The organism is Trebonia kvetii (assembly GCF_007827045.1).
GTDB lineage: Bacteria > Actinomycetota > Actinomycetes > Streptosporangiales > Streptosporangiaceae > Trebonia > Trebonia kvetii.
This window is the reverse complement of record NZ_RPFW01000003.1, coordinates 872,180-897,282: the sequence shown is the minus strand read 5'-3', so window position 1 is coordinate 897,282 and position 25,103 is coordinate 872,180. Positions and strand designations below refer to the sequence as shown.

At 70.1% G+C, this 25,103-nt stretch carries 18 protein-coding genes; 9 read left to right on the top strand and 9 right to left on the bottom strand.

The window, feature by feature from the left end; translation table 11 throughout:
• Window positions 1-135 precede the first annotated feature (135 nt).
• The gene (locus EAS64_RS18970) at window positions 136-1,590 is read left to right on the top strand and encodes a beta-ketoacyl [acyl carrier protein] synthase domain-containing protein (RefSeq protein ID WP_145854416.1); all 1,455 of its coding nucleotides are present in this window, start codon (window positions 136-138) and stop codon (window positions 1,588-1,590) included.
• A 10-nt stretch (window positions 1,591-1,600) separates the two neighbouring features.
• On the opposite strand, the gene EAS64_RS18965 is transcribed toward EAS64_RS18970, so the two are convergent.
• The 4 genes from EAS64_RS18965 to mshC all read right to left on the bottom strand — a co-directional run bounded on the left by EAS64_RS18965 (window position 1,601) and on the right by mshC (window position 7,237).
• The gene (locus EAS64_RS18965; protein ID WP_145854414.1) at window positions 1,601-2,890 is read right to left on the bottom strand and encodes a class I SAM-dependent methyltransferase; all 1,290 of its coding nucleotides are present in this window, start codon (window positions 2,888-2,890) and stop codon (window positions 1,601-1,603) included.
• A gap of 39 nt (window positions 2,891-2,929) precedes the next feature.
• Complete coding sequence (locus EAS64_RS18960) at window positions 2,930-4,342, bottom strand: FAD-binding oxidoreductase (protein ID WP_246115743.1); 1,413 nt, start codon at window positions 4,340-4,342, stop codon at window positions 2,930-2,932.
• A gap of 153 nt (window positions 4,343-4,495) precedes the next feature.
• On the bottom strand, window positions 4,496-5,797 hold the full coding sequence (locus tag EAS64_RS18955) for a DUF4192 domain-containing protein (RefSeq protein ID WP_145854410.1): 1,302 nt from the start codon (window positions 5,795-5,797) through the stop codon (window positions 4,496-4,498).
• A 141-nt stretch (window positions 5,798-5,938) separates the two neighbouring features.
• Entirely contained in the window at window positions 5,939-7,237 is a 1,299-nt protein-coding gene (gene mshC, locus EAS64_RS18950) for a cysteine--1-D-myo-inosityl 2-amino-2-deoxy-alpha-D-glucopyranoside ligase (RefSeq protein ID WP_145854408.1), read from the bottom strand.
• Between the two features lie 200 nt (window positions 7,238-7,437).
• Between mshC and xylB the strand changes: the two genes are divergently transcribed.
• Both xylB and EAS64_RS18940 read left to right on the top strand, forming a co-directional pair.
• Window positions 7,438-8,859: a xylulokinase gene (xylB, locus tag EAS64_RS18945; RefSeq protein WP_145854406.1), complete on the top strand. Its 1,422-nt coding sequence runs from the start codon at window positions 7,438-7,440 to the stop codon at window positions 8,857-8,859.
• A gap of 135 nt (window positions 8,860-8,994) precedes the next feature.
• On the top strand, window positions 8,995-10,323 hold the full coding sequence (locus tag EAS64_RS18940) for an MFS transporter (protein ID WP_145854404.1): 1,329 nt from the start codon (window positions 8,995-8,997) through the stop codon (window positions 10,321-10,323).
• Between the two features lie 593 nt (window positions 10,324-10,916).
• Here the strand turns inward: EAS64_RS18940 and xylA are convergent.
• The 5 genes from xylA to EAS64_RS18915 all read right to left on the bottom strand — a co-directional run bounded on the left by xylA (window position 10,917) and on the right by EAS64_RS18915 (window position 16,996).
• A complete protein-coding gene (gene xylA / locus EAS64_RS18935; RefSeq protein ID WP_145854402.1) occupies window positions 10,917-12,080 on the bottom strand; it encodes a xylose isomerase in 1,164 nt (387 codons plus the stop codon).
• A gap of 94 nt (window positions 12,081-12,174) precedes the next feature.
• Window positions 12,175-13,683, bottom strand: coding sequence for an arabinosylfuranosidase ArfA (arfA, locus tag EAS64_RS18930; RefSeq protein ID WP_145854400.1), 1,509 nt, complete (start codon window positions 13,681-13,683; stop codon window positions 12,175-12,177).
• Between the two features lie 71 nt (window positions 13,684-13,754).
• Window positions 13,755-14,636, bottom strand: coding sequence for a carbohydrate ABC transporter permease (locus EAS64_RS18925; protein ID WP_145854398.1), 882 nt, complete (start codon window positions 14,634-14,636; stop codon window positions 13,755-13,757).
• Window positions 14,636-15,646 (bottom strand): carbohydrate ABC transporter permease, encoded by a 1,011-nt coding sequence (locus EAS64_RS18920; protein WP_145854396.1) that lies wholly within the window; start codon window positions 15,644-15,646, stop codon window positions 14,636-14,638. The genes EAS64_RS18925 and EAS64_RS18920 overlap by 1 nt, the downstream gene beginning before the upstream one ends.
• A 9-nt stretch (window positions 15,647-15,655) precedes the next feature.
• A complete protein-coding gene (locus tag EAS64_RS18915; RefSeq protein ID WP_145854394.1) occupies window positions 15,656-16,996 on the bottom strand; it encodes an extracellular solute-binding protein in 1,341 nt (446 codons plus the stop codon).
• A gap of 313 nt (window positions 16,997-17,309) precedes the next feature.
• Between EAS64_RS18915 and EAS64_RS18910 the strand changes: the two genes are divergently transcribed.
• From EAS64_RS18910 to EAS64_RS18885, 6 genes are all read left to right on the top strand, one after another.
• Entirely contained in the window at window positions 17,310-18,323 is a 1,014-nt protein-coding gene (locus EAS64_RS18910) for a LacI family DNA-binding transcriptional regulator (protein WP_246115742.1), read from the top strand.
• Window positions 18,320-20,737 carry a glycoside hydrolase family 3 N-terminal domain-containing protein gene (locus tag EAS64_RS18905; protein ID WP_145854390.1) on the top strand — a complete coding sequence of 806 codons (2,418 nt, stop codon included), beginning with the start codon at window positions 18,320-18,322 and terminating at the stop codon, window positions 20,735-20,737. The genes EAS64_RS18910 and EAS64_RS18905 overlap by 4 nt, the downstream gene beginning before the upstream one ends.
• 46 nt (window positions 20,738-20,783) lie before the next feature.
• Window positions 20,784-22,013, top strand: coding sequence for an ABC transporter ATP-binding protein (locus tag EAS64_RS18900; protein ID WP_145854388.1), 1,230 nt, complete (start codon window positions 20,784-20,786; stop codon window positions 22,011-22,013).
• Window positions 22,014-22,236: 223 nt separating this feature from the next.
• Window positions 22,237-23,139, top strand: coding sequence for an SDR family NAD(P)-dependent oxidoreductase (locus EAS64_RS18895; protein ID WP_145854386.1), 903 nt, complete (start codon window positions 22,237-22,239; stop codon window positions 23,137-23,139).
• A gap of 15 nt (window positions 23,140-23,154) precedes the next feature.
• On the top strand, window positions 23,155-23,955 hold the full coding sequence (locus EAS64_RS18890; RefSeq protein ID WP_145854384.1) for a CmcJ/NvfI family oxidoreductase: 801 nt from the start codon (window positions 23,155-23,157) through the stop codon (window positions 23,953-23,955).
• Window positions 23,955-25,103, top strand: coding sequence for a mandelate racemase/muconate lactonizing enzyme family protein (locus EAS64_RS18885; protein WP_222849406.1), 1,149 nt, complete (start codon window positions 23,955-23,957; stop codon window positions 25,101-25,103). The genes EAS64_RS18890 and EAS64_RS18885 overlap by 1 nt, the downstream gene beginning before the upstream one ends.

Below are 25,103 nucleotides of genomic sequence, written 5' to 3'. Positions count from 1 at the left end.
CAGTGATGGCTGCTCGCGCTGAACCCCTGATCAGCGGGATTTCCGATCAGCGCATGGTTGGCGCAAGGGGCAGTAGTCCTTATTGGCGAGCGGATAATTCGCATCGCATGAACGCTATTTCTGTTCGGGGGATAAATGCACGTTCCGGGCGAAGCAGGACCCGGCACCGGGCATGCCGTCGCGATCGTCGGCGCTGCGCTGCGGTTTCCCGGCGCATCCGACCCGTCCTCGTTCTTTGAGCTCACGGTCGCCGGACGGCGGATGTTCCGTGACCGGGCGGCGCTGCTCGATGACGAATCCGGCACGCCGGAACGCGTCGATGAGCTGCCCCGCGGCATCACCGCCCGGCATGCCCTCGCCGCGGAAACCGCCGCGGACGCCCTTGCCGACGTTCCCGGCGCGGGCCGTGACGTGGCCCCGGAGCGGATCGGCGTATTCATCGCCGACATACCCGAGCCGGGCACGGCGGATGTCCGCGACTGGGTGCGCGGCCAGCTCGGGCTGCTCGCGGGCGGCCCTGGCGCCGGCTTGCCGGGAAGCCGGCGTGATGCCCTCGGCGGCCACGACGGGGGGCTGAAGTCCGCCGGAACGAGTGTCCACGACCTGATCTTCGGGACCATCGGCCTGATGGGCCGCAGGCATCCAGCCGCCGCGGTAAACGGCACGAAGTCACCCGGCATGGCCCTGCGCGGCACGACACTGAAGGCGGCAGGGCGGGACGGGGCGGAGGCGGACGTAGCGGGACCGGACGGGTTCAACTGCTCGCTGCGTGCCGTCACCGCGGCGTGTGACGCGCTCAATTCCGGTGAGTTCGATCTGGTGCTCGCTGGCGGCGTAGCAACGGGCGTCGGCGTCTGGGGCGAGCGTCCAGGCGCCGGGCCAGCCGTGGAACAGGTACGGGTGTACGACGCCAGCCCGACAGGCACGCTCCCCGGCGAGGGATGCGGTTTCGTCGCGCTGGTCCGAGCCGCGGACGCCCGGGTCGCGGAGGTGCCCTGCTACGCCGAGATCGTCGGCTGGCACGCGGCGAGCGCGACCGCATCGCCACGAGCGGAGCTCCCCGCGGCATACCTGCGCGCGGGCGTCGACCCGGCGGATATCCAGTTCGTTGAGGGCCACGGCGCGGCCACCGCGGCCGACGACCAGGCCGAACTCACCGCGCTGCTTGAGGTGCTCGGCTCGCGCGCGCCGGGCAGCGGCTACCGCTGCGCCCTCGGCTCCGTCTCGGCCAACATCGGCGACACCAGGGCCGCGGCAGGCGTCGCCGCCCTGCTCAAGGTCGCCTTCGCGATGACCGCCGACGTCATACCCCCGTCCACGGGCTGCGTTCGCCCGAACCCGCTGCTGCGCGGCGACGCGGTGCCGTTCCGTTTCCTTGAGTGTCCAGAGCAGTGGCCGCAGACCCCGGTCCAGTTCGCGGCCGTCAACACACTCGGCACCGCACCGCACCCGGACGCACCGAGGTCCGGTGCGGTACACGTGGTGCTGCGCCGCGACCGCGACCCGGCCCGCCGGCCCGGCCGCCGCCGCAAGCCAGTCGTGCTGCCCGCGGCGGCCGCCGGAGCGAGCCCAGCGTCCGGGTCCGGCTGAGCGGGATCGCTTACGCCGAGGTCTTGGCCCGCTCCACCGCCGGCTCCCAGTCGGGGCGCAGCGGCATGCCCGAGCTGCCGTCCGCGTGCAGCTTGACGCCGAGAATCTGGTGCAGCTGGACCACGTTGCGGTCGAAGCCGAGCTGCGAGCCCGCCATGTAGAGCCGCCACACGCGGGCCGTGCCCTGGCCGACCTCCTCGACCGCCTCGTCCCAGTGCGAGTCGAGGTTGGCGCACCAGGCGGCGAGCGTCTTGGAGTAATGCTCGCGGAGGTTTTCCTCGTGGCGGATCTCGAAGCCGTGGTCGTTCATCTCGCCGGCGAGCCAGCCCGGGCCCTCGAGTTCCCCATCGGGGAAGACGTAGCGGTTGATGAACCCCTCCTTGTAGATGGAGGGGCCGGTGTTGTCGGGCCGGGTGATGCAGTGGTTGAGCATCCGGCCGCCGACCTTGAGCTTGCCGTTGAGGAAGGCGAAGTAGCCCGGGACGTTCGCCTTGCCGATGTGCTCGGTGATCCCGATGGAGCTGATCGCGTCGAAATCGGTCTCCGGCACGTCGCGGTAGTCCTGGAAGCGAACCTCGGCGAGGTCCTCGAGCCCGGCCTTCTTAATGGCCTGCTGCGCCCACAGGGCCTGCTGCTCCGACAGGGTGACACCGATCGCCTTGACGCCGTACTCGCGGGCCGCGTGCATGACCATGCCGCCCCAGCCGCAGCCGACGTCAAGCAGTCGCATGCCGGGCTTGAGCCCGATCTTCCTTGCGACCAGATCGAACTTGTACTCCTGCGCCTGCTCAAGTGTGGCGTCCGCGGTCGGGTAGCAGGCGCAGGTGTAGGCCATCGTCGGGCCGAGCACCCACTCGTAGAAGCGGTTGGAGACGTCGTAGTGATGCGAGATGGAGTTCGCGTCGCGCCTCTTGGAGTGCATCGCGCCGATGGTGAGCCGTCGGCGGGCTGACTGCACCTCCTGCGGCGGCGGCGCTATCCGCGGGAAGAGCGCCTTCGGCCCGCCGAGGTCGCGCAGCAGCTTCAGCCTGTCGGCCCAGCTGATGTTCGACTCCTGGGCCTTGGACAGCAGGGAAAGCGCGGCGAACATATCACCGTCCACGTCCAGGTGGCCGGAGACGTAGGCACGGGCCAGGCCGAGCGCGCCGGGCGCCTGCGCCAAGTACGAGACGGCGATCGGCGACCGGACGGTGAGCTTGACTGGTGAGCCTGCGGCGCCCGCGCTCGACCCGTCGTAAGCATGGAATTCCACCGGCGCGCCCGGGCCCATGATCGCCTCGAACACCTCAGCCAGTGCCATATGCCGTTCCTTTCTTGAGCTGCATGGTGGGCGGTCGCTTCAGCGGCCGCGCACGCACTTGTCGTACAGGCCGAGCAGCCTGCCAGCGCCGTCATACTCGGCCTTGAGCTTGTCGTACGCCGAACCGTTGTACCTGCGGCGGAATTCTTCCTCGGAGTAGAAGGCAGAGGAGTACAGCGACTTGTGCCCGTCGAGCGCGCTAACTTCCTCTTCCACCATTCGGTTGTAATAACCGTCGCGCTGCCCAGCAGGGAGCGGCGCGGTCCCCCAGAAGCCGAAGTTGACGTACACGTCGCCCGGCTGCATCGGGTACAGCGTCCACGCGTGGTCGCCGCGCAGCCGCAGCGGGCACATCCACACCGGGGACATTTTCACATTGTTCTCGAAAAACCCGAGGAACTCGCCGCCGCGGTCCACCGGAATCTCGACGTCCTGGACGACCATCTCGCGCGGCGGGTGGTGCCGCTTCTCCGCGAGCACGGCCGTCAGGCCGTGCTTCTGGTCGTACGCCACGAGCTTGCGGTAGACGTCAGAGCGGCGGTACTTGCGCGGCCAGAAGCGGCGCAGCTTCGGGTTCTGCACGCCGAACGCGTGCGAGCACCAGAACCAGTCGGTGTCCCAGCGCCAGATGTAGTCCTCGATGGTGAGGAAGTCCTCGCGGTTCGCCTGCAGCGACCGGTAGTAGACCTGCTGGCCCGTGTAGTCGCTCAGCCACGGCGCCTTGTCGCTGAACGCGCCGACGGTCAGGTACAACTCGCTAGTGCTGAAGGCGACACCGTCGAGGAAGTCCGCCTTGTGCCCTTCGTATTCGCCGTTCGCCGCGATCTGCGCGATGGCGTCCATACAGGAACGCGGGTCGGTGAACCTGAAGTGCCGCAGGTGCACGTACGGCTGGACCGGCATCAGCTCGATCTTCAGGGCGAGCGAGTAGCCGAGGGTCCCGTAGGAGTTGGGGAAGCCGAAGTAGAGTTCGCTGTGCTCGTTGTCCTTGGTGGCGACGACCACCCGGCCGTCGCCGGTGAGGATCTCCATTTCCGTCACCGACTCGTGCGGCAGGCCATTCCACAGCGAGGACGACTCGATGCCGAGGCCGGTGACGGCACCGCCCAGGGTGATCGTCTTGAGCTGGGGGACCACAAGCGGCATCAGCCGGTGCGGCAGCGTGGCGTCGCAGAGAGCCTCGTAAGTGGTCATGCCGCCGACGACGGCGGTCCGCGCGGCGGGGTCGACGTGGATCACCCTGGAAAACGCGGACACGTCGAGGATGGCCCGCTCGCTGCCCGGCTGGCCGGGCTTGGCGGCGTCGCGGGTGTAACGGAACAGGTTGGATGTCGGCTTGGCCAGCCGGACCGGGACGCCCGCGGGGACCGCGGCGTACGCGTCCCGCAGCCGAGTCACGGCGGCATCGTGCGCCGCCTGCTTGGCCGACGGCAGACCTGAGATGCCGGTCACGTACTCCTCCTCCATCGCGCTGGGGCAGCGTCACCCTGCCGGGACCGCGTTCCTGACGGTCACCCTGATTAGGATGCGCACAGGAGCACAAACGGGGCAAGCTCCGCCGCCCGGCCGGCAAACGGCTCAGGCAGTGTATCGGGTGCCACGCAGTTACTTTCGCCCTGCCTCACCTGCGAGGACGGGCGGTGCGCCGCCCGGGCGGCGCGCCGCGGACCGTTCTGCGGCCACCGCGCGGCCGACGGTCAACTCCGCGTCCTCGGCCGCTTCCGCAGCGTCGTAGGCGGCGGCGACTTCCTCAGGCGTCATCGGAAGCCGCGCCATCGCGGGCGGCGCGCCGGCGTCGAGCGCCTCGCGCAGCAGCAGGGCCATGCTGTAGCGCGGGTTGTCGGCGAGCGCACGATCGAGCGCGACGTTGGCGAGCGCACCGTCGCCCGATTGCCAGGCGACGAAGGCAAGCAGCGAGGCCGGCGCCGCCACGTACCCGGGCCGGGCGAGCCGGGTCAGGTCGGTCCACAGCCGCTGGTGTGCGTCCCTGTGCTCGGTGTCCATGCGTGCCCAGGCGTCATCGCGGACCCGCACCTGGCGCAGCGCCACCGTGAGCCAGGCCGCGTCCTCGGGGTCGATCGGCTCTCCCTCCCGGTAGCGGCGGATGGCCTCGCGGACCGCGAGCTGGCCGAGGACATTGGTGAGGCGACGCGTGGAAACCGGCTCCCCGGCGTGGCTCATCCGGGCCGCGCAGCGGGAGATGTTCGAAAGCGCCTGCCTTGTCGCCCGGCGCATCGCCCTACCTGGCTGTCCGCCCGCCGCGGCGACGGTGGCCGCGAGGTCCTCCCTGCTCGGGAGCACCCGGCTGCCCGTGGCGCGCAGCGCCCGCGCCGCTGGGTGACCCGCGCCGTCGAACGGCGTCCCCTCCGGCGGGCAGCACGCGGGCTCAGCGCAGACGTAGGACCAGTAGCGCGAGCCCTCCGTCCGGAGCAGCTCAGCGACGGTGATCCCCGCCGCGGCCGCGCGATCGAGGAACGCGGCGGCGACAGGCGAGACGGTGCCGTCGGCGCCGTAGCCGACCGCGACCGCGGTGCTGACGCCCTGCGCGGAGAGCAGGGCGACCGCCTGCTCGGCGAGGACGGCGGCAAGCCGCGGCTCGCCGGGATCTGGCAGGTCATAGCGGAGGGTGACGCGGACTTCGCGGCGTGCCAGCTCGGCACCGATGACGACGAAGCTGTGCCGGGGATCGAACCCGAGCAGGCCGGGGATGACCGCGAGGACTGACTCAGGTGATCCGATGCGCACCCGCAGCCCGGGGGTGCTGGTGTCGGGCGCGGCGCCGGCGCCGCGGGCGGCGCGGCGGTAACCGGCCGTCCGGCGAGAGCTTGCCTGCTGCCTGGGACTGGCGGGGGCCTGGCCCCCGGCCTGCTGCGGGGCCGTGGCGCCCACGGGGAGGTTGGGTGTCATGAACCCAGGGTTCCCGGGGGTGGCGGGGGAGGGGACGGGGAGGGAGACGCCTGTGGATAAGTCGGGTGATATCCACAGGGGCTGGCTGGTGGCGCGGAAAGGGTTGAAGGCGGAGGGGTTGGCGGGTACCCTGCGGCGCGGCTACAGGGCGACGCCGAGCAGGGCGTCGGCCGTGGCGCGGATCAGTTCCGCGTCCGGCGCCGGGACGCCTGGCCCGTCGAGGACCGCGCCGGCCCAGGCGTCGATCGCCGCGACGGCCGCCGGGGCGTCCAGGTCGTCGGCGAGCCGCTCGCGGACCGTGGCGAGCACCGCGTCCGCTGCGGGCACGGCGCCCGGCCCGCCGGTCCCGGAATCGCCGGTCCCGGACGGTGCCGTGTGCGCGACGGCCGCCCGCCAGCGGCCGAGCCGGCGCTGCGCCTCGTCGAGCACCTCGTCCGTCCACTCCCAGTCGCTGCGGTAGTGGTGCGCGAGCAGCGCGAGCCTGATCGCCATCGGGTCGGTGCCCTCGGCACGCAGCCTGGAGACGAAGACCAGGTTGCCGAGCGACTTGGACATCTTGGCGCCCAGGTAGGAGACCATGCCAGAGTGCGCGTAGACGCGGGCGAAGGCCGGACCGCCGTCGACGGGCGCGCAGGCGACCCGCGCGTGCGACGCAGACATCTCGTGGTGCGGGAAGACCAGGTCGCTGCCGCCCGCCTGGACGTCGAACGAGGAGCCGAGGTACTCGGCGGCGATCGCGGCGCACTCCACGTGCCAGCCGGGCCTGCCGGGGCCGAAGCGCGAGTTCCAGGCCGGCTCTCCCGGCCGTTCCGACCGCCACACCAGCGGGTCGAGCGGGTCCTTCTTGCCGGGACGGGCCGGGTCGCCGCCGCGCTCGGCGGACAGCTCGGTCATCGCGGCCACGGAAAGCCCTGACGCGGAACCTGGCCCGGACAGCGCGCCGAACTCCGGGTCGGCGGACCTGGCGAAGTAGACGTCGCCGTCCAGGTCGTAAAGCGCGCCGCGGGCAGCGAGCCGCTCGGCGAAGGCGTCGATGACCGGGATCGCCTCCACCGCCCCGATGTAGTGCGCGGGCGGCAGGTTGCGCAGCGCCTCCATGTCGCCGCGGAACCGGTCGGTCTCGCGCAGCGCGAGCTCGCGCCAGTCCTCGTCGTCTCTGTCGGCCCGCTCCAGCAGCGGGTCGTCCACGTCGGTGATGTTCTGCACGTAGACGACCTCGTGCCCGGCGTCAAGCCAGGCCCGCACCAGCAGGTCCCAGGCGGTGAAGGTCGCCGCGTGCCCCATGTGAGTCGCGTCATACGGGGTGATACCGCAGGCGTACAGCGTGGCGCGGTGCCCGTCGGCGGCGACGGCGAGCCTTCCTGACGCGGTGTCGTGCAGCCGAACCTCTGTCCCGCTGCCCGGCAGATCCGGGACCTCAGCGCCACGCCATGCATCCATAGCTGCCAGGTTACAGCGCACTTGTCCGATGATCGTCGATATAGTGCCCCAGCAGCACCACGCACCCCGCCGCACACCGGTCACTCAATATCCGGAAAGTGCCAGACTCGGCCACGAACCCGTTCGGTCGAAATCTTTCGATCATTTTTCCGAACGGGTGGTGATGACGCCTGACCGGTCGCTTTGTTACCGTCACCGTCATGAAGCTGGTCGCAGGGATCGATTCCTCCACGCAGTCGGTCAAGGTAGTTCTCGTACGCGCCGAGGACGGGACGGTGGTCGCCCAGGCGAGCGCGCCGCACCCGGACGGGACCGAGTGCCATCCGGATCGCTGGTGGGAGGCGCTGTCGGCGGCAGGCCGCGACCTGCTCGAACGGGCGGACGCGGTGGGGGTCGCGGCGCAGCAGCATGGCATGGTCACGCTCGACGACGCGGGCGCGGTGGTGCGCCCCGCGATGCTGTGGAACGACGTGAAGTCGGCGCCACAGGCCGCCGCGCTGGTCACCGAATTCGGCGGCGCGCAGGAGTGGGCGGCGCGGACCGGGTCCGTGCCGACGATGTCGTTCACCGTCACGAAACTGCGCTGGCTGGCGGAAAATGAGCCGGAGCACGCCGTGCGGGTGCACCGGGTGCTGCTGCCGCACGACTGGCTCACCTGGCGGCTCGCGGGCGGCGGGCCGCGGTCCGCCGGCGGCGACCCGTCGGCCGAGCCGGCCACCGACCGCGGTGACGCGTCGGGCACCGGGTACTTCTCCCCCGCGAGCGGCGACTGGCTGCCTGACTACGCGACCCGGGCCCTCGGCCATCGCATCGAGCTGCCGCGGGTCGCCGCGCCCGCGGAGGTTGTGGGGCACACCCCCTGGGGCGCCGCGCTTTCCGCGGGCACCGGGGACAACATGGGCGCGGCGCTCGGCATGGGACTGCTCGAGGGAGACGTCGCGGTTTCCATCGGCACCTCAGGCACCGCCTACGCGGTCACCGAGCGGCCGTCCGCCGACCCGACCGGGCTTATCGCCGGATTCGCCGACGCCACCGGGCGGTTCCTGCCGCTCGCCGCCACGCTGAACGCCGCCCGGGTGCTCGACGTCACCGCCCGGATGCTCGGGGTTGACCCGGCCGGGCTTTCCGATCTGGCGCTGAAGGCGGAGCCTGGCGCGGGCGGCATCGTGCTCCTGCCCTACCTGGACGGCGAGCGGACGCCGAACCGTCCGGCCGCCAACGGGGTGCTGCGCGGGCTCACCACGGCCAACGCGACGCCGGAGAACCTGGCCCGCGCGGCGGTCGAGGCGGTGCTCTGCTCGCTCGCCGACGCCATCGACTACCTGCGCCAGTGCGGGATCAGCCCGCGCCGGGTGCTGCTCACCGGCGGGGCGGCGAAGTCGGAGGCGGTGCGCAGGATCGCGCCCGCCATCTTCGGGCTGCCGGTGGCGGTGCCGGCCGCGGCCGAGTACGTGGCACTCGGCGCGGCTCGGCAGGCGGCCTGGGCGCTGTCCGGGCTCGGCTCGCCGCCGGACTGGGCCGCCGCCCCGGCGGAGGCCTACGAGGCGGCGGCGACGCCGCAGGTCCGCGAGGTTTACGGAGCGCTGCGCGACGACGCGGCCGCCTGGCAGGTGCCGACCTGACCGGGGTGGCTGGCCGGGGCTTGCTGACCGGGGCTTGCTGACCGGGGCTTGCTGACCTGGGCACGCTGACCGGGGCCGGGGCGGCGGCGCCGGCGGCGAGCACTCGTTGCCCGCCGGTTACTCGCTGGTGGTAACGTGCTGCCGCACTCTTGCCACGCGATCGAGGACCAGGTGGCCGCACTGGAGAAAGCCGCACCGACGGCCGCGCCGGCCGCGCCGCGGCTGAATCGCGCGTTCGTCGCGACGCTGATGCTGTCGTACTTCGGCAGCAACGTGGCGCTTATCGCGCCCATCCAGAACGTGCTGCCGCGGATGGTCGAGGCGGCGACCGGTTCGTCGGGCAAGGCGCTCGGGCTCGGGGTGGTGACCGGGATCGGCGCGCTGGCCGCGCTGATCGTCAACCCGGTGGCCGGCCACTTCTCCGACCGCTGGGTCGCGGTGGACAACCGGTCGGTCACCGTGCTCATCGGCCTGATCGCCGGCGGCCTGTCGCTCGAGCTGCTCGGCCTGTCGCATTCGCTCGTCGCCATCGCCGTGTGGTGGACGCTGTGCCAGGCCACCATCAACATCGCCTACTCGCCGATGTCCGCGATCGTCGTTGACCATGTCGACCGGCGGTCCTGGGGGTTCGTCTGGGGGCTGATCTCTGTCGCGCAGGCGGTCGGGCTCATCGCCGGCTTCGCGATGGTCGTGCTCGCGTTCCCCGGCACCCGCGGCGGGATGACCGCGGTCACCGTCATGTATGTCGTCTGCCTCGCGCCGCTGGTGTACGTCCTGTACGCGCTGCCCAGGGTCAGCTATCCCGCCGACCCGGACCGCCCGCGCGCCGGATTCTCAGCGGGAATGGCCGCGCTGCTGTCGGCCGGGCAGGGGTTCGGCAAGGTCTGGGCTGGCAAGTTCCTCGTCATGCTCGCGGAGACCATCGCGCTGCTCTACCTCTACTACTACCTGCAGGACGTGGTCCATTACGGCAACCCGAGCCAGGGCCAGCTGATCCTGGTGCTGATCGCGACGCTGGCGGTCATCGTCGCCACGGTGACCGTCGGGCGGATCGCCGACCGCTCGCCGGGCGGCTACCGCAGGTACGCGGTGCTCGCGTCGGCGCTGATGGCACTGACCGGGTTCGTGCTCGCCTTCGGCACCGCGTGGGGCCTGGTGATTGTCTGCGCGTTCGCCCTCGGCGCCGGCTACGGCGCGTTCCAGTCCGTCAGCCAGGCGCTGTCCATCGTGGTGCTACCCGACCCGGCAAACGCCGGCCGCGACCTGGGCATCATCAACATCGCTTCCGCCATCCCCGCGGTCATCGGCGCCCCGGTGGCCGGCCTCGTCGTCTCCTACGTCGGCGGTTATCGCGGCCTGTTCGCTTTCGCAGGCCTGCTAGCCGTGGCCGGCGCCGCCGTCTTCGCCCGGGTCACCACCAGTCCCGACTCGTCAGCCCCGGCCACCCCAACCACCGCACCCTGACGACGCAATCAGACTTGATCACGGAACTTCGGATTACAGCGGAACTTTCCTCCCCGATTTGGGGGGCAGTTTCAGGGGGTCGTCGCAACGCTTTGGTTTTCGAGTAGCTTAGCGAGCTGTTCGCGTGGGGTGCGGTAGCCGAAGCAAAGTTCCGCCAGGATCAAATGTTCCGTGATCATCCCTACCCCGGCGAGGCGCCTGCGACGATTGGGAACGGCGGGGCCTCAGTGCCTGGTGGAAGTGCGGCCAGCATCCCGCTCAACGTATCCGTGGGCTGGGCGGTACAAAGCAACTGCCGCGCCGGCTGCTGCGCAGCCGGCTTGCCATCGGAATTGCCAGGGCGCTGTGGTCGCGGGCTGAGGTCGGTGGCTTAGGTGATCATTAGGCCGCGGAGTCGCGCCGCTTCCCGCCCGGTCCGCTCCCGGGGATTGGTGATCGCCATGCGGCAGCCCGCACCATAGATGACCTTGGGCAATGGGTTATTGATAAGCGCGGGAGCGGGGCTGGCGGGGAGATTTCCTCGCGGCCTTCCGAAGGAGCGCCGCGAGAAATCTTCCCCGCCAGGCCCAGCCATGCCCAGTTCTAGGAAACGGTCAACGCACGCCGTACAGGTGCTCGAGCGCGAGCTGGTCCAGGTGCTCGTAGCCCATGCCGCGAGAACCAAGAGCCGCCACATCAACAGAAGCGTCGCGCACGTCGCGCCACGTCTCCCCCGGCACCAGCGTCGGCTCGGACAGCTCGGCCGTCCTTGAGGCCGCCAGGGCCGCCTGCACCTCGGGGTCGGTGCGGAACGCCTTGGCCTTCTCGCGCAGGATCAGGTAGTTGCGCATGCAGGCGGCGGCAGAGGCCCACACGCCCTCGTCGTCCTCGGTGCGCGGCGGCTTGTAGTCGAAGTGCACCGGGCCCGAGTAGCCGCCGGCCAGCAGCGTGTCCACCACCCAGAACGCGCCGCGCGCGTTGCCCGCGCCGAAGCGCAGGTCCTGGTCGTAGCGGGGTCCGTTCTGGCCGTTCAGGTCGATGTGGAACAGCTTGCCGTGCCACATCGCCTGGGCGATGCCGTGGGCGTAGTTGATCCCGGCCATCTCTTCGTGGCCGACCTCGGGGTTGACGCCGACGATCTCCGGGTGCGCCAGCTCGTTGATGAACGCGATCGCGTGGCCGAGCGTCGGCAGCAGGATGTCGCCGCGCGGCTCGTTCGGCTTCGGCTCGATCGCGAAGCGGATGTCGTAGCCCTGGTCGATGACGTACTCAGACAGCAGGTTCAGCCCCTCGGCGTACCGGTCGAGCGCGGCCCTGATGTCCTTGGCGGCACCGGACTCGGCGCCCTCGCGGCCGCCCCAGAAGACGTAGGTCTTCGCGCCGAGCTCGGCGGCGAGGTCCAGGTTGCGCATCACCTTGGCGAGCGCGAAGCGGCGGATCTCGCGCTCGTTCGCGGTGAACGCCCCGTCCTTGAAGATGGGGTGGCCGAACAGGTTGGTGGTGGCCGTGGTCACCACGAGGCCCGTCTCGTCCAGCGCCTTGCGGAACGCGGCGATCCGCTCGTCCCGCTCCGCGTTCGTCGCGTCGAAGTCGAACACGTCGTTGTCGTGGAAGTTCACCCCGTAGGCGCCGAGCTCGGCGAGCTTGCGTACCGCCCGGTCGGCCGCCATCAGCGGGCGCACCGCGCCGCCGAACACGTCGACCCCCTGCCATCCCACGGTCCAGATGCCGAACGAGAACTTGTCTTCGCGAGTCGGCACATACACGTCTGATGTCATGATCTACCTTTCCCTCCGATACCTCTGACCGTAGTGAATGGCTTGTCCATCCGACTAGGCCCTTGCCCCGGTAACAGTGTTCCCGGTGGGCTTGTCAGCTCAGCGCGGCCGCCGTCCACGAGACAGGCGGCAGCTCGATGGTGAGCACGCCGTTGGCGAGGGCCGCGCTCGCGTTCGTGGCCGGGGTTACGCGGTCCGGTTCGGCGAGCGTGTTCTTCGCGTAGACGTCGGCGTCGGCCAGTGTGACCGCCTCGGTGATCCGGGTGGAGCCAAGGCTGCGCACGTCGATCGTGACCTGCGCGGTCTCCCTGAGGTCGCGGTTGACGAGGAACACCGCGGCACGGCCGTCGTCGGCGGTCGCGACTGCGTCGATGACGGGTGCCTCGCCGTGGCGCGCCGTGTGGTAAGCCGGCGCCTCGATCACCGGGCGGATTACCTCGCCGGACGCGAGCCTGCTGGTGATCGAGAACGGGAAGAAGGTCGTCTGCCGCCAGGCCGGCCCGCCTGGCTCGGTCATGATCGGCGCGATCACGTTGACCAGCTGGGCGAGCGACGCCGAGGTGACCCGGTCGCTGTGCTTGAGCAGTGTCATCAGCAGGTTGCCGACGACCACGGCATCCGCGACCGAATAGACGTCCTCGAGCAGGCGCGGCGCGTAGCACCATTCTGCGCTGGCCTCGGCGGTCTCCTGCCGCTCCTGGTGCTCTTTGAGATACCAGACATTCCATTCATCGAACGAAAGCTGCATCTTCTTCTTCGATCGCTTTTTGTGGCCGACGTGGTCGGCCGTCACGACGACGGTGTCGATGAAGTAGTCCATGTCGAGCGCCGAGGCGAGGAAGGAGCCGAGATCGCCGTCGAACTCCTGGTAGTACGCGTGGCACGACACGTAGTCGACGTGCTCGTAGCTGTGCTCAAGCACGGTGCGCTCCCAGTCGCCGAAGGTCGGCATGCCCGAGCCGGAGGAGCCGCAGACCACTAGCTCGAGGTCCTTGTCGGCCATCTTCATTGCGGCGGCGGTGCGGGCGGCGAGCTTTCCGTAGTCGTCGGCGGTCATGAAGCCTTCCTGCCACGGGCCGTCCATCTCATTGCCCAGGCACCACATGCGCACGTTGTGCGGCTGCGGCGTGCCGTTCGCAATGCGCAGGTCCGACAGCGCGGTCCCTGAGGGGTGGTTGGCGTACTCGAGCAGGTCGAGGGCGGGCAGGATGCCGCGGGTGCCGAGGTTCACCGCGAGCATCAGCTCGGAACCGGTCAGTCTCAGCCACCTGGCGAACTCGTCGAGGCCGACCTGGTTCGACTCGAGCGAGTGCCACGCGAGGTCGCGGCGCACCGGGCGCGCCTCCCGCGGGCCGACCGAGTCCTCCCACCGGAAGCCGGAGACGAAGTTGCCTCCCGGGTAGCGGATGGTCGCGGCGCCGAGCTCCCGGACGAGCTCGACGACGTCCATGCGGAAGCCGCCGGAGTTCGCGGACGGGTGCCCGGGCTCGTAGAGCCCGGTGTAGACGCACCGGCCAAGGTGCTCGACAAACGCGCCGAAGGTGCGGCGCTGGACGGGCGCGATGACGGCGCTCTTGTCGAGCTCGATGTGAGCGCGGGGCAATGCGGCGGTCCTTTCCGGCAAAAGCAGGCGGACGGGGCGCTGTCGCGCCGCCGCCCGCCGTGCGCGTGCGTCTAGCCCTTCACCGCGCCAGTCAGGCCGCCGACGATGCGGCGCTGGAAGAAGCCGAAGAAGATCAGCGCGGGCATCATCGACAGCGAGGTGAACGCGAGGACCCGCGCCGTGTCCGACGAGTACTGCGAGGAGAACTGCTGCACGCCGAGCGGCAGCGTGTAGTTCGACTGCGAATTCAGCACGTACAGCGGCAGGATGTAGTTGTTCCAGCTCGCGATGAAGGCGAGGATGGCGACGGTGACCACGCCGGGCAGCGCGAGCGGGATGGCCATGCGGAAGAAGAACCCGATGCGGCTCGAGCCGTCGATGGCCGCGGCCTCCTCGATCTCCTTGGGGATCGCCCGCAGGAACGGCGTCAGGATGATGACCGTCGTCGGCAGCCCGAAGGCGATCTGCGGGATGGCGATGCCCATCAGGTGGTCGACGAGACCAAGGTCCTTGACGATGATGAACAGCGGGGTGATCGCGACCACCAGCGGGAACATCAGGCCCGAGGCGAACAGCGCGTACAGCGCGCCCTTGAGCTTGAACTCGTAGCGGGCGAGCGCGAAGCTCGCCATGACGCCGAGCACGACGACGCCTGCCGTGGTCACGACCGCCACGATGGTCGAGTTCTTGAATTCGCCCCAGAAGATCCCCGACTTGAGGATGCCGCTGTAGTTGCTGAAGACCCAGGGGTGCGGCAGGCCGGCCGGGCTTACCGTGATCTGCGAGTTGGTGCGGAAGCCGCCGAGCACGATGTACACGACGGGCCCGATGCTGACCCCGATGAGCAGCAGGGCGACGAAGTAGACGCCCGGGTTTCCCCACTTCTGCGGCTTGTCGCCGCGCTTGGCGGGCCGGACCCGGAGGAACGGTGCGCCGGGGACCGCCACGCTCATTAGCTAGCTCCCTGGGTGATGGCGCCGCGCAGGTCGCGGCGCAGGATGAAGCGCTGGTAGAACAGCGCGAGGATGAGCGAGATGATGAACATGACCACGGCGACCGCGTTGCCGTAACCGAAGTTTCCGGCGAGGCGGCCGTTCAGCGCCATGTACGTCGCCATGGTGGAGGTGCCTGCCGTGTCGGAGATGTACTGACCCCAGATGATGTACACCAGGTCGAACAACTGCAGTGCGCCGATCATCGACAGGAACGCCCAGATGCGGATGGTCGGGCCGAGCAGCGGCACCATGATGTGGCGCTGGACCTGCCAGTAGGAGGCGCCGTCGATGCGCGCGGCCTCGGACAGCTCATCGGGGATCGACTGCAGGCCTGCGAGCATCAAGATGACGGCGAAGCCGATGTACTTCCACGTCAGGATGCCCATCAGACTCCACAGCGCGATGCTGGGGTTGGCGAGCCAGTCGGTGGCGAGAGAGCCGAGGCCGATGCTGCGCAGCACGTCGTTGACCGCGCCGGTGGGCTGGAGCATCAGGCTGAAGCCGGTGCCGACGATGACCTCGGAGACCACGTAGGGGACGAAGATCAGTACGCGGATGAGCGACCTACCGCGGATCTTCTGGTTCAGCAGCAGCGCGAGCAGGATCGCTACCGGCCCCTGGATGACAAGGGACAGGATGACGATGAGGCCGTTGTGCTCGAGCACTCGCTGGAAGGCGGGGTCGGTGAGGATCACCTGGTAGTTATGGAAGCCGACCCAGTCGGTGGGCGCGCCGTAGCCCTGCCACCGGTAGAAGCCGTAGTAGGCAGCGAGCCCGACGGGGAAGATGACAAGGCCCACGAACACGATGATCGCGGGGCTGGTGAGAAGCGCGATTTCCAGCCGCTGGCGCCCTTTGCCGCGCTTGCGCGAACGCGGCGTCGGGGACGCGGCGTGCGCCGCGTCCCCGACGTTTAGTGCGCCCCGGCGGATACGGCCAACGGCCGTAGTGCGCAGGGTGTCACTCATTGTTGCTTGTCAGCCCTTCGCCGCTGCTTCGCTTGTGGAGCTGACGATGTCAGCGGGGGTGCCCTTGCCCGCGAGCAGGTTCACCACGGCGGCGTTGAGCGCGTTGCCGACGTTCTGGCCGTACTGCGTGTCGAGGAACTGCATCGTGTAGCCGGCCTTGTTAAGCGAGTTCTTCACCTCGACGGCGGACGGGTCGGTCACGACCCCCTGCGCGGCCGGGTTGACGGGGATGGTGACGAATGCCTTGGCGTAGGCCTCCTGCTGCGGCGTGGTCAGCAGGAACTCAAGGAACTGCCAGGCCTCGGCCGGAGCGTTCTTGGACAGCGAGAAGCCGTCGAAGCCGCCCATCATCGCGCTCGGGTCGCCCGCGCCGCCTGGCACCGACGGGAAGGGGAACCACCTGAGGTCAGGCAGCGGCTTCTGGTTGGGGGTGAGGCTGGCGACCGTGCCAGGTTCCCAGGCGCCCATCAGCTCCATGGCTGCCTTGTGGTTGGCGAGCAGGCCGGCCGAGGAGCCCGCGCCCACCTGCGCCGCGGTCGTAAGGAAACCCGGCTGGAACGGGTTGACCTTCAGGAACGACTGCAGGTCGTTGCCTGCCTTGGTCCAGCAGGAGTCGGTGAACTTGAGGCTTTGGCCTGCCGTGTTCATCGTGGCCTGGCTGCACTCGCGCAGGGCGAAGTTGTAGTACCAGTGGGCAGCCGGCCACCCGTCCTTGCCGCCGACCACGACCGGCGTGATGCCGGCGGCCTTCAGCTTGGCGATGTCGGCCTCGAGCTCGGGGATGGTGGTCGGCGTCGAGGTGATCTTCGCCTTGGTGAAGAGGTCCTGGCTGTAGTAGACGCCCTCGGGGTTCGCGTCGAGCGGGATGCCGTAGACCGTGCTGTTGATGCTGTCGACGTTCCCCGCGCCCCCGAGGTTGGTCTTGTCCGTGGCGCTGAGGTTCAGCGTCTGGAGCTGGTTCGCGTTGACCATGGCCTGCATCTTGCCGCCGCCGCGCTGGAAGAAGATGTCCGGCGCGGTGTTCGAGTTCAGCGCGGTCTGCAGCTTGCCGTCGTAGTCCTCGTTCTGGATGTTCTGCATCTTGATCGTCACGTTCGGGTGAGCGGCCTCGAACTGCCTGACGGCGTTCTGGTAGTACGTGAGGCCGGGACCGGGGGTGGCGTTGTTCCAGAAGGTCAGGCTGACTGGGTTGGAGTTGCCGCTGCCGGTGGTGCTGCTGCTGGCGCCGCCGGTGCTGCTACTGGTGCCGCCGCCGGTGCTGCCGCTGCCGCCGCTGGAGCAGGCAGCGGCGGCCAGGACGACGCCGAGACCGAGTGCGGCGACTGCCGCAGCGGGGGTTTTCTTCATCATCGTAGAAACTCCTTGAGCGAAAACTTGGGTACCACGACTAGTCCGAAGACGCTCCGCGGGAGCGGCGGCAACTGCCCGGCTGCTACGCATGGTCGTCTCCTGGGATGGGGCAAAGCCACTTTCGAAAGTTTTCGAACACTTTCGACGTGCCGCCATCGTAATTTCGAGGACCATGGCGGTCAACCCCTCATTTCCGTACCGTTACGAACGTTTTCATGTCGCATCGATTGCCGTACGATGCACCAAGAACAGCGCGGTTCTGCGATCGTTCAAACGTTTCGAAAATTTCGAGCTTGAATCGAAAGGTGTAGTTGTGCGGAAGACCACGCTCGCCGCGATCGCCGTTGAGGCAGGCGTGTCGCTGCCCACCGTATCGAAGGTTGTGAATGGACGGCCCGATGTTGCTCCATCTACCCGTGCCCGGGTGGAGCAGTTGCTCGACCAGCACAAGTACCCGCGAACCGGGCAGCGCGCCCAGCGCCGCTCCGGGCTGATCGACCTGGTGTTCAACGGCCTGGACAGCCCGTGGGCGGTCGAGATCCTGCGCGGCGTCGAGGAGTGGGGCGCCGAGCATTCCACCGCGATCGCGGTGTCCTCGGTGCGGCACGGCGACGCCCGCCCGGCGAGCTGGACGTCGGCGATCGCCAGCCACCACTCCGACGGAGTCATCCTGGTCACGAGCACGCTCACCGGCTCGCAGCTGGGCCAGCTCAAGGGTGCGGGCATCCCCCTCGTCGTCATCGACCCGGCGAACACCCCGCCGCCCGACATCCCCTCGGTCGGCGCGACGAACTGGGCGGGCGGCCTGGCCGCCACCGAGCACCTGCTGTCGCTCGGCCACCGGCGGATCGCGGCCATCACCGGGCCGATGGACATGCTGTGCAGCCTCGCCAGGCTTGACGGCTACCGCTCGGCACTGGAACGCGCCGGCATCGCGGTGGACTCGCTGCTCGTCAGGTACGGCGACTTCCAGCACGAGGGCGGCTTCGCGCACGCCATGGAGCTGCTCGACCTGCCGGACCGGCCGACGGCGATCTTCGCGGGCAGCGACCAGCAGGCGTTCGGCGTCTACCAGGCCGCACGGCGGCACGGCCTGCGCATTCCCGACGACCTGTCGATCATCGGCTTCGACGAGCTGCCCGTCAGCCGCTGGGCCTCACCGCCGCTGACCACCGTCCGCCAGCCGCTCACGGAGATGGGCCGCACCGCGGCGCAAATGCTCGGCGACCTGATCGACGGCGGGCCGCTGCGCACCAACCGGGTCGAGCTGTCCACCGAACTTCATATCCGTGACTCGACCTCCCCACCTCGGAAGGAAGTGCCATGAGCACGCCCAACGACCTCGCCGGCCAGCCGGTCCCCGCGCAAGAGGAAAGCCCTGTGCTGCCGGAAGGCACCGGACAGGGCGAAGCCTGGCGCGATCCGGACCGGCCGGCCGATGAGCGAGTCGAGGACCTGCTCCGCCGGATGACCCTCGAGGAGAAGATCGCCCAGCTCGGCAGCATCTGGGTTGGCGCCTCCGGTGACGGCGACGGGGTCGCGCCGATGCAGGACCAGTTTTTCAACCACGAGCAGCCGCCGTTCGAAGACCTGGTCAAGAACGGGCTCGGCCAGCTGACCCGTGTCTTCGGTACCCGGCCTGTGCCGGCGTCCGCCGGGATGAGCGCCATGGCGACGCTGCAGGCCCGGGTGGTCGCCACCAACCGGCTCGGCATCCCCGCGGTGGCGCACGAGGAGTGCCTGACTGGCTTCGCCGCCTGGGGCGCGACCATCTACCCGACCCCGCTTGCCTGGGGCGCCACGTTCGATCCGGCGCTCGTCGGGGAGATGGCCGCCGCGTTCGGCGCGACGATGCACGCGGTGGGCGTGCACCAGGGCCTCGCCCCGGTGCTCGACGTCACCCGCGACTACCGCTGGGGCCGCACCGAGGAGACGATCGGCGAGGACCCGTACCTGGTCGGCGCCATCGGCACGGAGTACGTGCGCGGGCTGCAGCGGTCCGGCGTGCAGGCCACGCTCAAGCACTTCGCCGCCTACACGGCGTCGCGGGCCGGGCGGAACATGGCGCCGGTCTCCATGGGACCGCGCGAGCTCGCCGATGTCATGCTCGTCCCCTTCGAGATGGCCATCAGGCAGGGCGGCGCCCGCTCGGTGATGCCGACCTACATCGAGATCGACGGCGTCCCGGTCAGCGCCGACCGCCGGCTGCTCACCACACTGCTGCGGGACAAGCTCGGCTTCACCGGGCTCGTCGTCTCCGATTACTACGCGGTCTCCTTTCTCGAGATCCAGCACGCGGTCGCCGCCGACCCGGGCCACGCCGCAGTGCTCGCCCTGCGCGCCGGCCTCGACGTGGAACTGCCTGGCACCCGCTGCTTCGGCGAGCCGCTGCTCGACCTGGCGCTGGCCGGCCAGGTGCCGCAGCAGATCATCGACCGCGCGGCGGCCCGGGTGCTGCGGCAGAAGCTCGACCTCGGCCTGCTCGACCCCGGCTGGACCCCCATCCCAGGACAGGAGCAGGGAGAGACACCGGCGACGCCTGACTTCGACCCGCCCGAGCAGCGGGACATCGCGCGGCGGCTCGCCGAGGAGTCCGTGATCCTGGTCAAGAACGACCCGGGCACGCTGCCGCTCGCCGCCACTGCGCGGGTCGCGGTCGTCGGGCCGCTCGCTGACAACCCGCTCGCGTTCTTCGGCTGCTATTCCATGCCACGGCACCTCGGGCACCTGCGGGCCGACGGGTTGGGCGGCGAGGCGGGCGTCGCGGTGCAGACCCTGCTCGGCGGGCTGCGCGCGGAGGGTGTCGAGATAACGGGGCACGAGCGCGGCTGCGACGTCCGCACGCACGATGAGTCGGGTTTCGCCGCGGCAGTCAGCTCAACCCGTTCCGCTGATCTGATCGTGGCTGTGGTCGGGGACGAAGCCGGCCTGTTCGGACACGGGACCAGCGGCGAGGGGTGCGACACCACCGACCTGAAGCTGCCGGGCGCCCAGGAGGAGCTGCTGCACGCGCTCGCCGACACCGGCCTGCCGGTCGTCGCGGTGCTCGTCACCGGCCGGCCGTACGCGCTCGGCGGCGTGGCCGAGCGGCTCGCCGGGATCGTGCAGGCGTTCTTCCCCGGCGAGGAGGGCGGGCCGGCGATCGCAGGCGTGCTTACCGGGCGGGTGACGCCGAGCGGGCGGCTGCCCGTGGAGATTCCCCGTGATCCCGGATCGCAGCCGGGCACCTACCTGCGGTCACGGAACGCCGCGTGGCACACCGGCAGCTCGGTTGACCCCACCCCCCTTTACGCGTTCGGGCACGGCCTCTCGTACACCACCTTCGAGTACGGCGACTTTGAACTGTCGGCGGACCACGTCTCCACCGACGGCGCCCTGGACATCTCGTGCACCGTGCGGAACAGCGGTTCCCGCACCGGAACCGAGGTGGTGCAGCTCTACCTGAGTGACCCTGTCGCCTCCGTGGTGCGGCCGGTGCGCTGGCTTGCCGGGTTCGCGCGGGCCGAACTCTCGCCCGGCGAGAAGGCCAGGATCACGTTCCGGCTGCATGCAGACCGGACCTCATTTACCGGGGAGGGCTTGACTCGGATCGTCGAGCCCGGCACTATCGCGGTGACCCTTGGCGGCGCTTCTAACGATTCGCCGCTTACGGGATCGTTCATACTGACTGGCCCGCTACGTACCGTGGGTATTGATAGGGTGCTCGACACACCGGTATCTGTAAAGAAACTTACCGATTAGGATGGCGCTCAACCCACGGACAGGGATCGGACATGGAGGTTTCCGAATGGCACGAATCGCGCTCGACCACGTAGAGAAGATCTACGGCGGCGGCGTCAAGGCACTCGACGACTTGAACCTGGAGGTGAGGGAGGGCGAGTTCATGGTGCTCGTCGGTCCTTCCGGGTGCGGGAAGTCGACCGCGCTGCGGTCTATCGCGGGGCTTGAGGAAATCACCGGGGGGACGATCTCGATCGGGGAGCGGGTGGTGAACGACCTGCCGCCGAAGGACCGGGACATCGCGATGGTGTTCCAGAACTACGCCCTGTACCCGCACATGACCGTCGCGGACAACCTCGCGTTCGGGCTGAAGCTGCGCCACACCCCCAAGACCGAGATCAAGCGCCGCGTCGGGGAGGCCGCCGCGATGCTCGGCCTGGAGCCGTACCTGGGCCGCAAGCCCGCCGCCCTGTCCGGCGGCCAGCGGCAGCGCGTCGCCATGGGCCGCGCGATCGTCCGCGAGCCCGCCGCGTTCCTGATGGACGAGCCGCTGTCCAACCTGGACGCCAAGCTCCGCGTCTCGATGCGCGCCGCCCTCAACCAGCTGCACGAGCGGCTCGGCACGACGACGGTGTACGTGACGCACGACCAGGTCGAGGCGATGACCCTCGGCGACCGGGTCTGCGTCCTGCGCGACGGCAAGCTGCAGCAGGCCGACACCCCGCAGGAGCTGTTCGACGCCCCGGTCAACCTGTTCGTCGCCGGGTTCATCGGCTCCCCGGCGATGAACTTCGTCACCGCCGACCTGGTCCGCGACGACGGCCCCGCCGTCGCGTTCGCCGGGTTCAAGCTCCCCGTCCCGGCCGCGGTGGTGGCCGGCAAGCCCGGCCTGGATGAGTTCTTCGGCAAGAAGGTCATCCTCGGCATCCGCCCGTCGGACTTCGAGGACGGCGCGTTCGCCGAGGCCGGCTGGCCCCGCATCGGCGTCACCGCCGGCGTCACCGAGGGGCTCGGCACCGAGATCCACGCCATCTTCACCATCGACGCGCCCCCGGTCGAGCACCACTCGATCACCTCGGCGGCCGGCGGGCACGACGAGGAAGACGAGACCGTCGCCGCCCTCGTCGGCGGCAAGTCGCTGTGGACCGCCCGGGTCTCCTCCCGCTCCGCGGTCCGCCCCGGCGCCCCGCTCGAGCTCGCCATCGACACGTCCCGGCTGCACTTCTTCGACCCCGCCTCCGGCGAATCCATCGGCCACCCGCTGTCCGCGGGCGTGTCGGCGGGCGCCGGCGCGTGACGTAGCTCTGTTCTGAGCGCACAGTGGACGCTTGGGCACATTATGGTGTGCCCAAGCGTCCACTTTCTGCGTTCACGGGGGCATTGCGTGCCGCGGGGTGATCGGCAAGTCTCGGGGTGAGAGACGAACCGGCCGGCCGCGAAGGAGCTGCCATGGCGGAAATGCGCATGAGCACGGGCACGCTTACCTACCGGCGGGCTGCCACGAGCGAGCAGGCGGCTACGTGCCAGCGGGCGGCGCGGTGAGCGGGCTGCCCGACCTGGACGGGAAGGTCGCCGTGGTGACCGGCGGCGCCTCGGGGATCGGCAAGGGCATCGCCACCCGGCTCGCCGCCGAGGGCGCCCGGGTGATCATCGCCGACATCCAGCGGGACGCCATGGAGGCGACAGCCGCGGAGATCGGTGCGCTTGGCGTGCTGACCGATGTGAGCGACGCGCAGAGCGTCGCCGACCTGGCCCGCGCCGCCGTCGAGGCGTTCGGCACCGTGCACGTCGTCTGCAACAACGCGGGCATCGGGCCGCTCGCCCCGGTCGCCGACCTGACGCTCGACGACTGGCGCTGGATGCTCGGCGTCAACCTGTGGGGTGTCATCCACGGCGTACACGCGTTCCTGCCCATACTCAAGGCCAACCGCGAGGGCGGCCACATCGTGAACACCGCCTCGATGGCCGGCCTGGTCGCGGGGCCCCGCCTCGGGGCGTATGCCGCCGCGAAGTACGGGGTCGTCGGGCTGACCGAGGTGCTCGCGGCCGAACTCGCCGCGGACGGCTCACGGGTCGGCGCGTCCGTGCTCTGCCCGGGCACCGTGCGCACCAGCATCGGCACGTCGTCCCGCAACCGGCCCGCCGACCTGCCGGACGCCGGGTTCAAGGACGTGGACATCGAACTCGAGGACAACCCCAGGTACCGGTGGATCTACCCCGACGAGGCCGGCTCCGTGGTGGTCCGCGCGATCAAGCGCGGCGACCTGTACGCGCTCACCCACCCCGACTGGTACCCGATGGTCGCCGAGCGGCACGCGGCGATCGCCGCGGCGTTCCGCGAGCAGGCCGCCGAGGCGGGCTTCGACGCGGGCCTGGACGCAGGCGTCGACGCGGGCACTGGCACAGGACCGGGTGCCGGCTGAGGGGAGGCAACCGCCGTGCAGGCAACGATCGCCTACTACGACCCGCCGCGGCGCCCCGCGCCGGACGCCCGCCCCGACTTCACCGCGCTGCCGCTGACGAGCCGGCCGGTCACCGTCGGGAACATGCGCGCCGCGGGCGGCGGGTTCACCCTCGACCGGGAGGGCTTCACGCTGGTGACCGCGCCCACCGCGGTCGGCGACTTCTACGACCCAGGCGAGGTGGCCGGCCGGTACGTCGCCGAGGCACGCGACCTGGTCCGCGCGCTCACCGGCTGCGCCGCGACCGCGCTGCTCAACAGCCCGGTGATCCGGGTCAGCGGCCGGGCGGGCCCGCGGCCCGCGGGGACCACGTTCACCGGCGACTTCGCGCACGCCGACTTCAGCGCCGCCGCCGCGGTCGCCATGCTGGAGCGCAACCTCCCGCAGGCCGAGGCGGCTGCCCGGATGCTGTCCCGGTTCTGCGTGCTCAACGTGTGGCGTACGTTCTCCGGGCCGCCGCAGGACGTGCCGCTCGCGCTCTGCGACGTCCGCAGCGTCGCGCCGCCGGACAAGCAGTACTGCGAGATCACCATGAAAACGGCCATGGGCGACCTCCTCACCTGGGAAAACATCGCGTACTACCACAACCAGGCGCACCGCTGGTGGTACTGCCCCGACATGACGCGCGACGAGGCGTACGTCTTCAGGTCGTTCGACTCCGCGCCTGGTCACGCCGAGCAGGTGCCGCACAGCGCGTTCGTCAGTGACTCCTGCCCGCCGTCCGCGCCGCCCCGCGCGTCCATCGAGGTGCGCGTGTTCGCCTTCTTTGCGGACTGATGAAAGACCTGACCATCGCGTCAATCGAGGCGCTGCCCGTCTCCTTCCCGCTGCGCCAGGCCGTCACCCAGGGCCTCGGCTCGGTCACCAAGCGAGACACGGTGATCGTCAAAGTCACCACCGTCGGCGGACTGACCGGATACGGCGAGTCGTACAACGGCCGGGCTCCGCTCGCCGTCGCCGCGACCGTCAACACGACCCTGCGCGACCTGCTCACCGGCATGGACGCCGCCGCGACCACGGCTGTCTGGGACGTCTTCGAGCGCCGGGTGCTCGCCAACCACGGCACCTGCGCCGCCTGCGTGTGCGCGATGAGCGGCATCGACATGGCCCTGTGGGACCTGGCGGGCAAGGCGCTCGGCGTCCCCCTTTACCGGCTGCTCGGCGGGTCCGCCAGGGAGGTGCCCGCCTACGCCGGCGGCTTCGCGCTCGGCTACGCCGCGCCTGCCGCGGTCGCCGACGAGGCGCTCAGCCAGGTCGCCGCCGGTTACCGCGCCGTCAAGCTGCGGCTCGGCGACACGCTCGAATCGGATGCCGAACGGGCCCGTGCGCTGCGTGCCGCGCTCGGCTCCGACGTCGGGCTGCTGGCCGATGCGAACTGCCGCTACTCGGTCTCCGACGTCCGCGCCATGCTGCCGGTGCTCGCCGAGACCGGGGCGGGCTGGCTCGAGGAGCCGTTCCCGCCCTACCAGGACCGGTCATGGCGCTCCGCCGGGTCCATCACGGCCGACGTGCTGCCGCTGGCGGCCGGCGAGAACTGCTACACCAGGTACGAGTTCCACCGGCTGCTCGACGCGGGCGCGGTGTCCATCGTGCAGCCCGACCTGTCCCGGTGCGGCGGGATCACCGAGGCGCTGCGCATCGCCGCGCTCGCGTCAGGAGCTGGCCTTCCCGTCTGCACGCACGGCTGCCACACCGGGCTGAACTTCGCCGCGAGCGTGCACTTCCTGGCGGCCATCGAGAACGGCTGGTACTTCGAGGCCGACGGCTCGACGGACAACCCGCTGCGCACCGTCGCCTGCTCGGCGTCGTACAGGCTGTCCGCATCCGGCACGGTGACACCCCTCGACGGCCCCGGCCTCGGCGTGGAGGTGGACGAGGACTACCTGCGCGCCCACCCGCTCACCGACGGCCCCGCCTGGCACTGA

Excerpts from the sequence above, each read along its gene's own strand:
- EAS64_RS18970 (WP_145854416.1), top strand. The coding sequence starts at position 136 with ATGCACGTTCCGGGCGAAGCAGGACCCGGCACCGGGCATGCCGTCGCG.
- EAS64_RS18965 (WP_145854414.1), bottom strand. The coding sequence starts at position 2,890 with ATGGCACTGGCTGAGGTGTTCGAGGCGATCATGGGCCCGGGCGCGCCG.
- EAS64_RS18955 (WP_145854410.1), bottom strand. The coding sequence starts at position 5,797 with ATGACACCCAACCTCCCCGTGGGCGCCACGGCCCCGCAGCAGGCCGGG.
- mshC (WP_145854408.1), bottom strand. The coding sequence starts at position 7,237 with ATGGATGCATGGCGTGGCGCTGAGGTCCCGGATCTGCCGGGCAGCGGG.
- xylB (WP_145854406.1), top strand. The coding sequence starts at position 7,438 with ATGAAGCTGGTCGCAGGGATCGATTCCTCCACGCAGTCGGTCAAGGTA.
- xylA (WP_145854402.1), bottom strand. The coding sequence starts at position 12,080 with ATGACATCAGACGTGTATGTGCCGACTCGCGAAGACAAGTTCTCGTTC.
- EAS64_RS18925 (WP_145854398.1), bottom strand. The coding sequence starts at position 14,636 with ATGAGCGTGGCGGTCCCCGGCGCACCGTTCCTCCGGGTCCGGCCCGCC.
- EAS64_RS18920 (WP_145854396.1), bottom strand. The coding sequence starts at position 15,646 with ATGAGTGACACCCTGCGCACTACGGCCGTTGGCCGTATCCGCCGGGGC.
- EAS64_RS18915 (WP_145854394.1), bottom strand. The coding sequence starts at position 16,996 with ATGATGAAGAAAACCCCCGCTGCGGCAGTCGCCGCACTCGGTCTCGGC.
- EAS64_RS18905 (WP_145854390.1), top strand. The coding sequence starts at position 18,320 with ATGAGCACGCCCAACGACCTCGCCGGCCAGCCGGTCCCCGCGCAAGAG.
- EAS64_RS18900 (WP_145854388.1), top strand. The coding sequence starts at position 20,784 with ATGGCACGAATCGCGCTCGACCACGTAGAGAAGATCTACGGCGGCGGC.
- EAS64_RS18885 (WP_222849406.1), top strand. The coding sequence starts at position 23,955 with ATGAAAGACCTGACCATCGCGTCAATCGAGGCGCTGCCCGTCTCCTTC.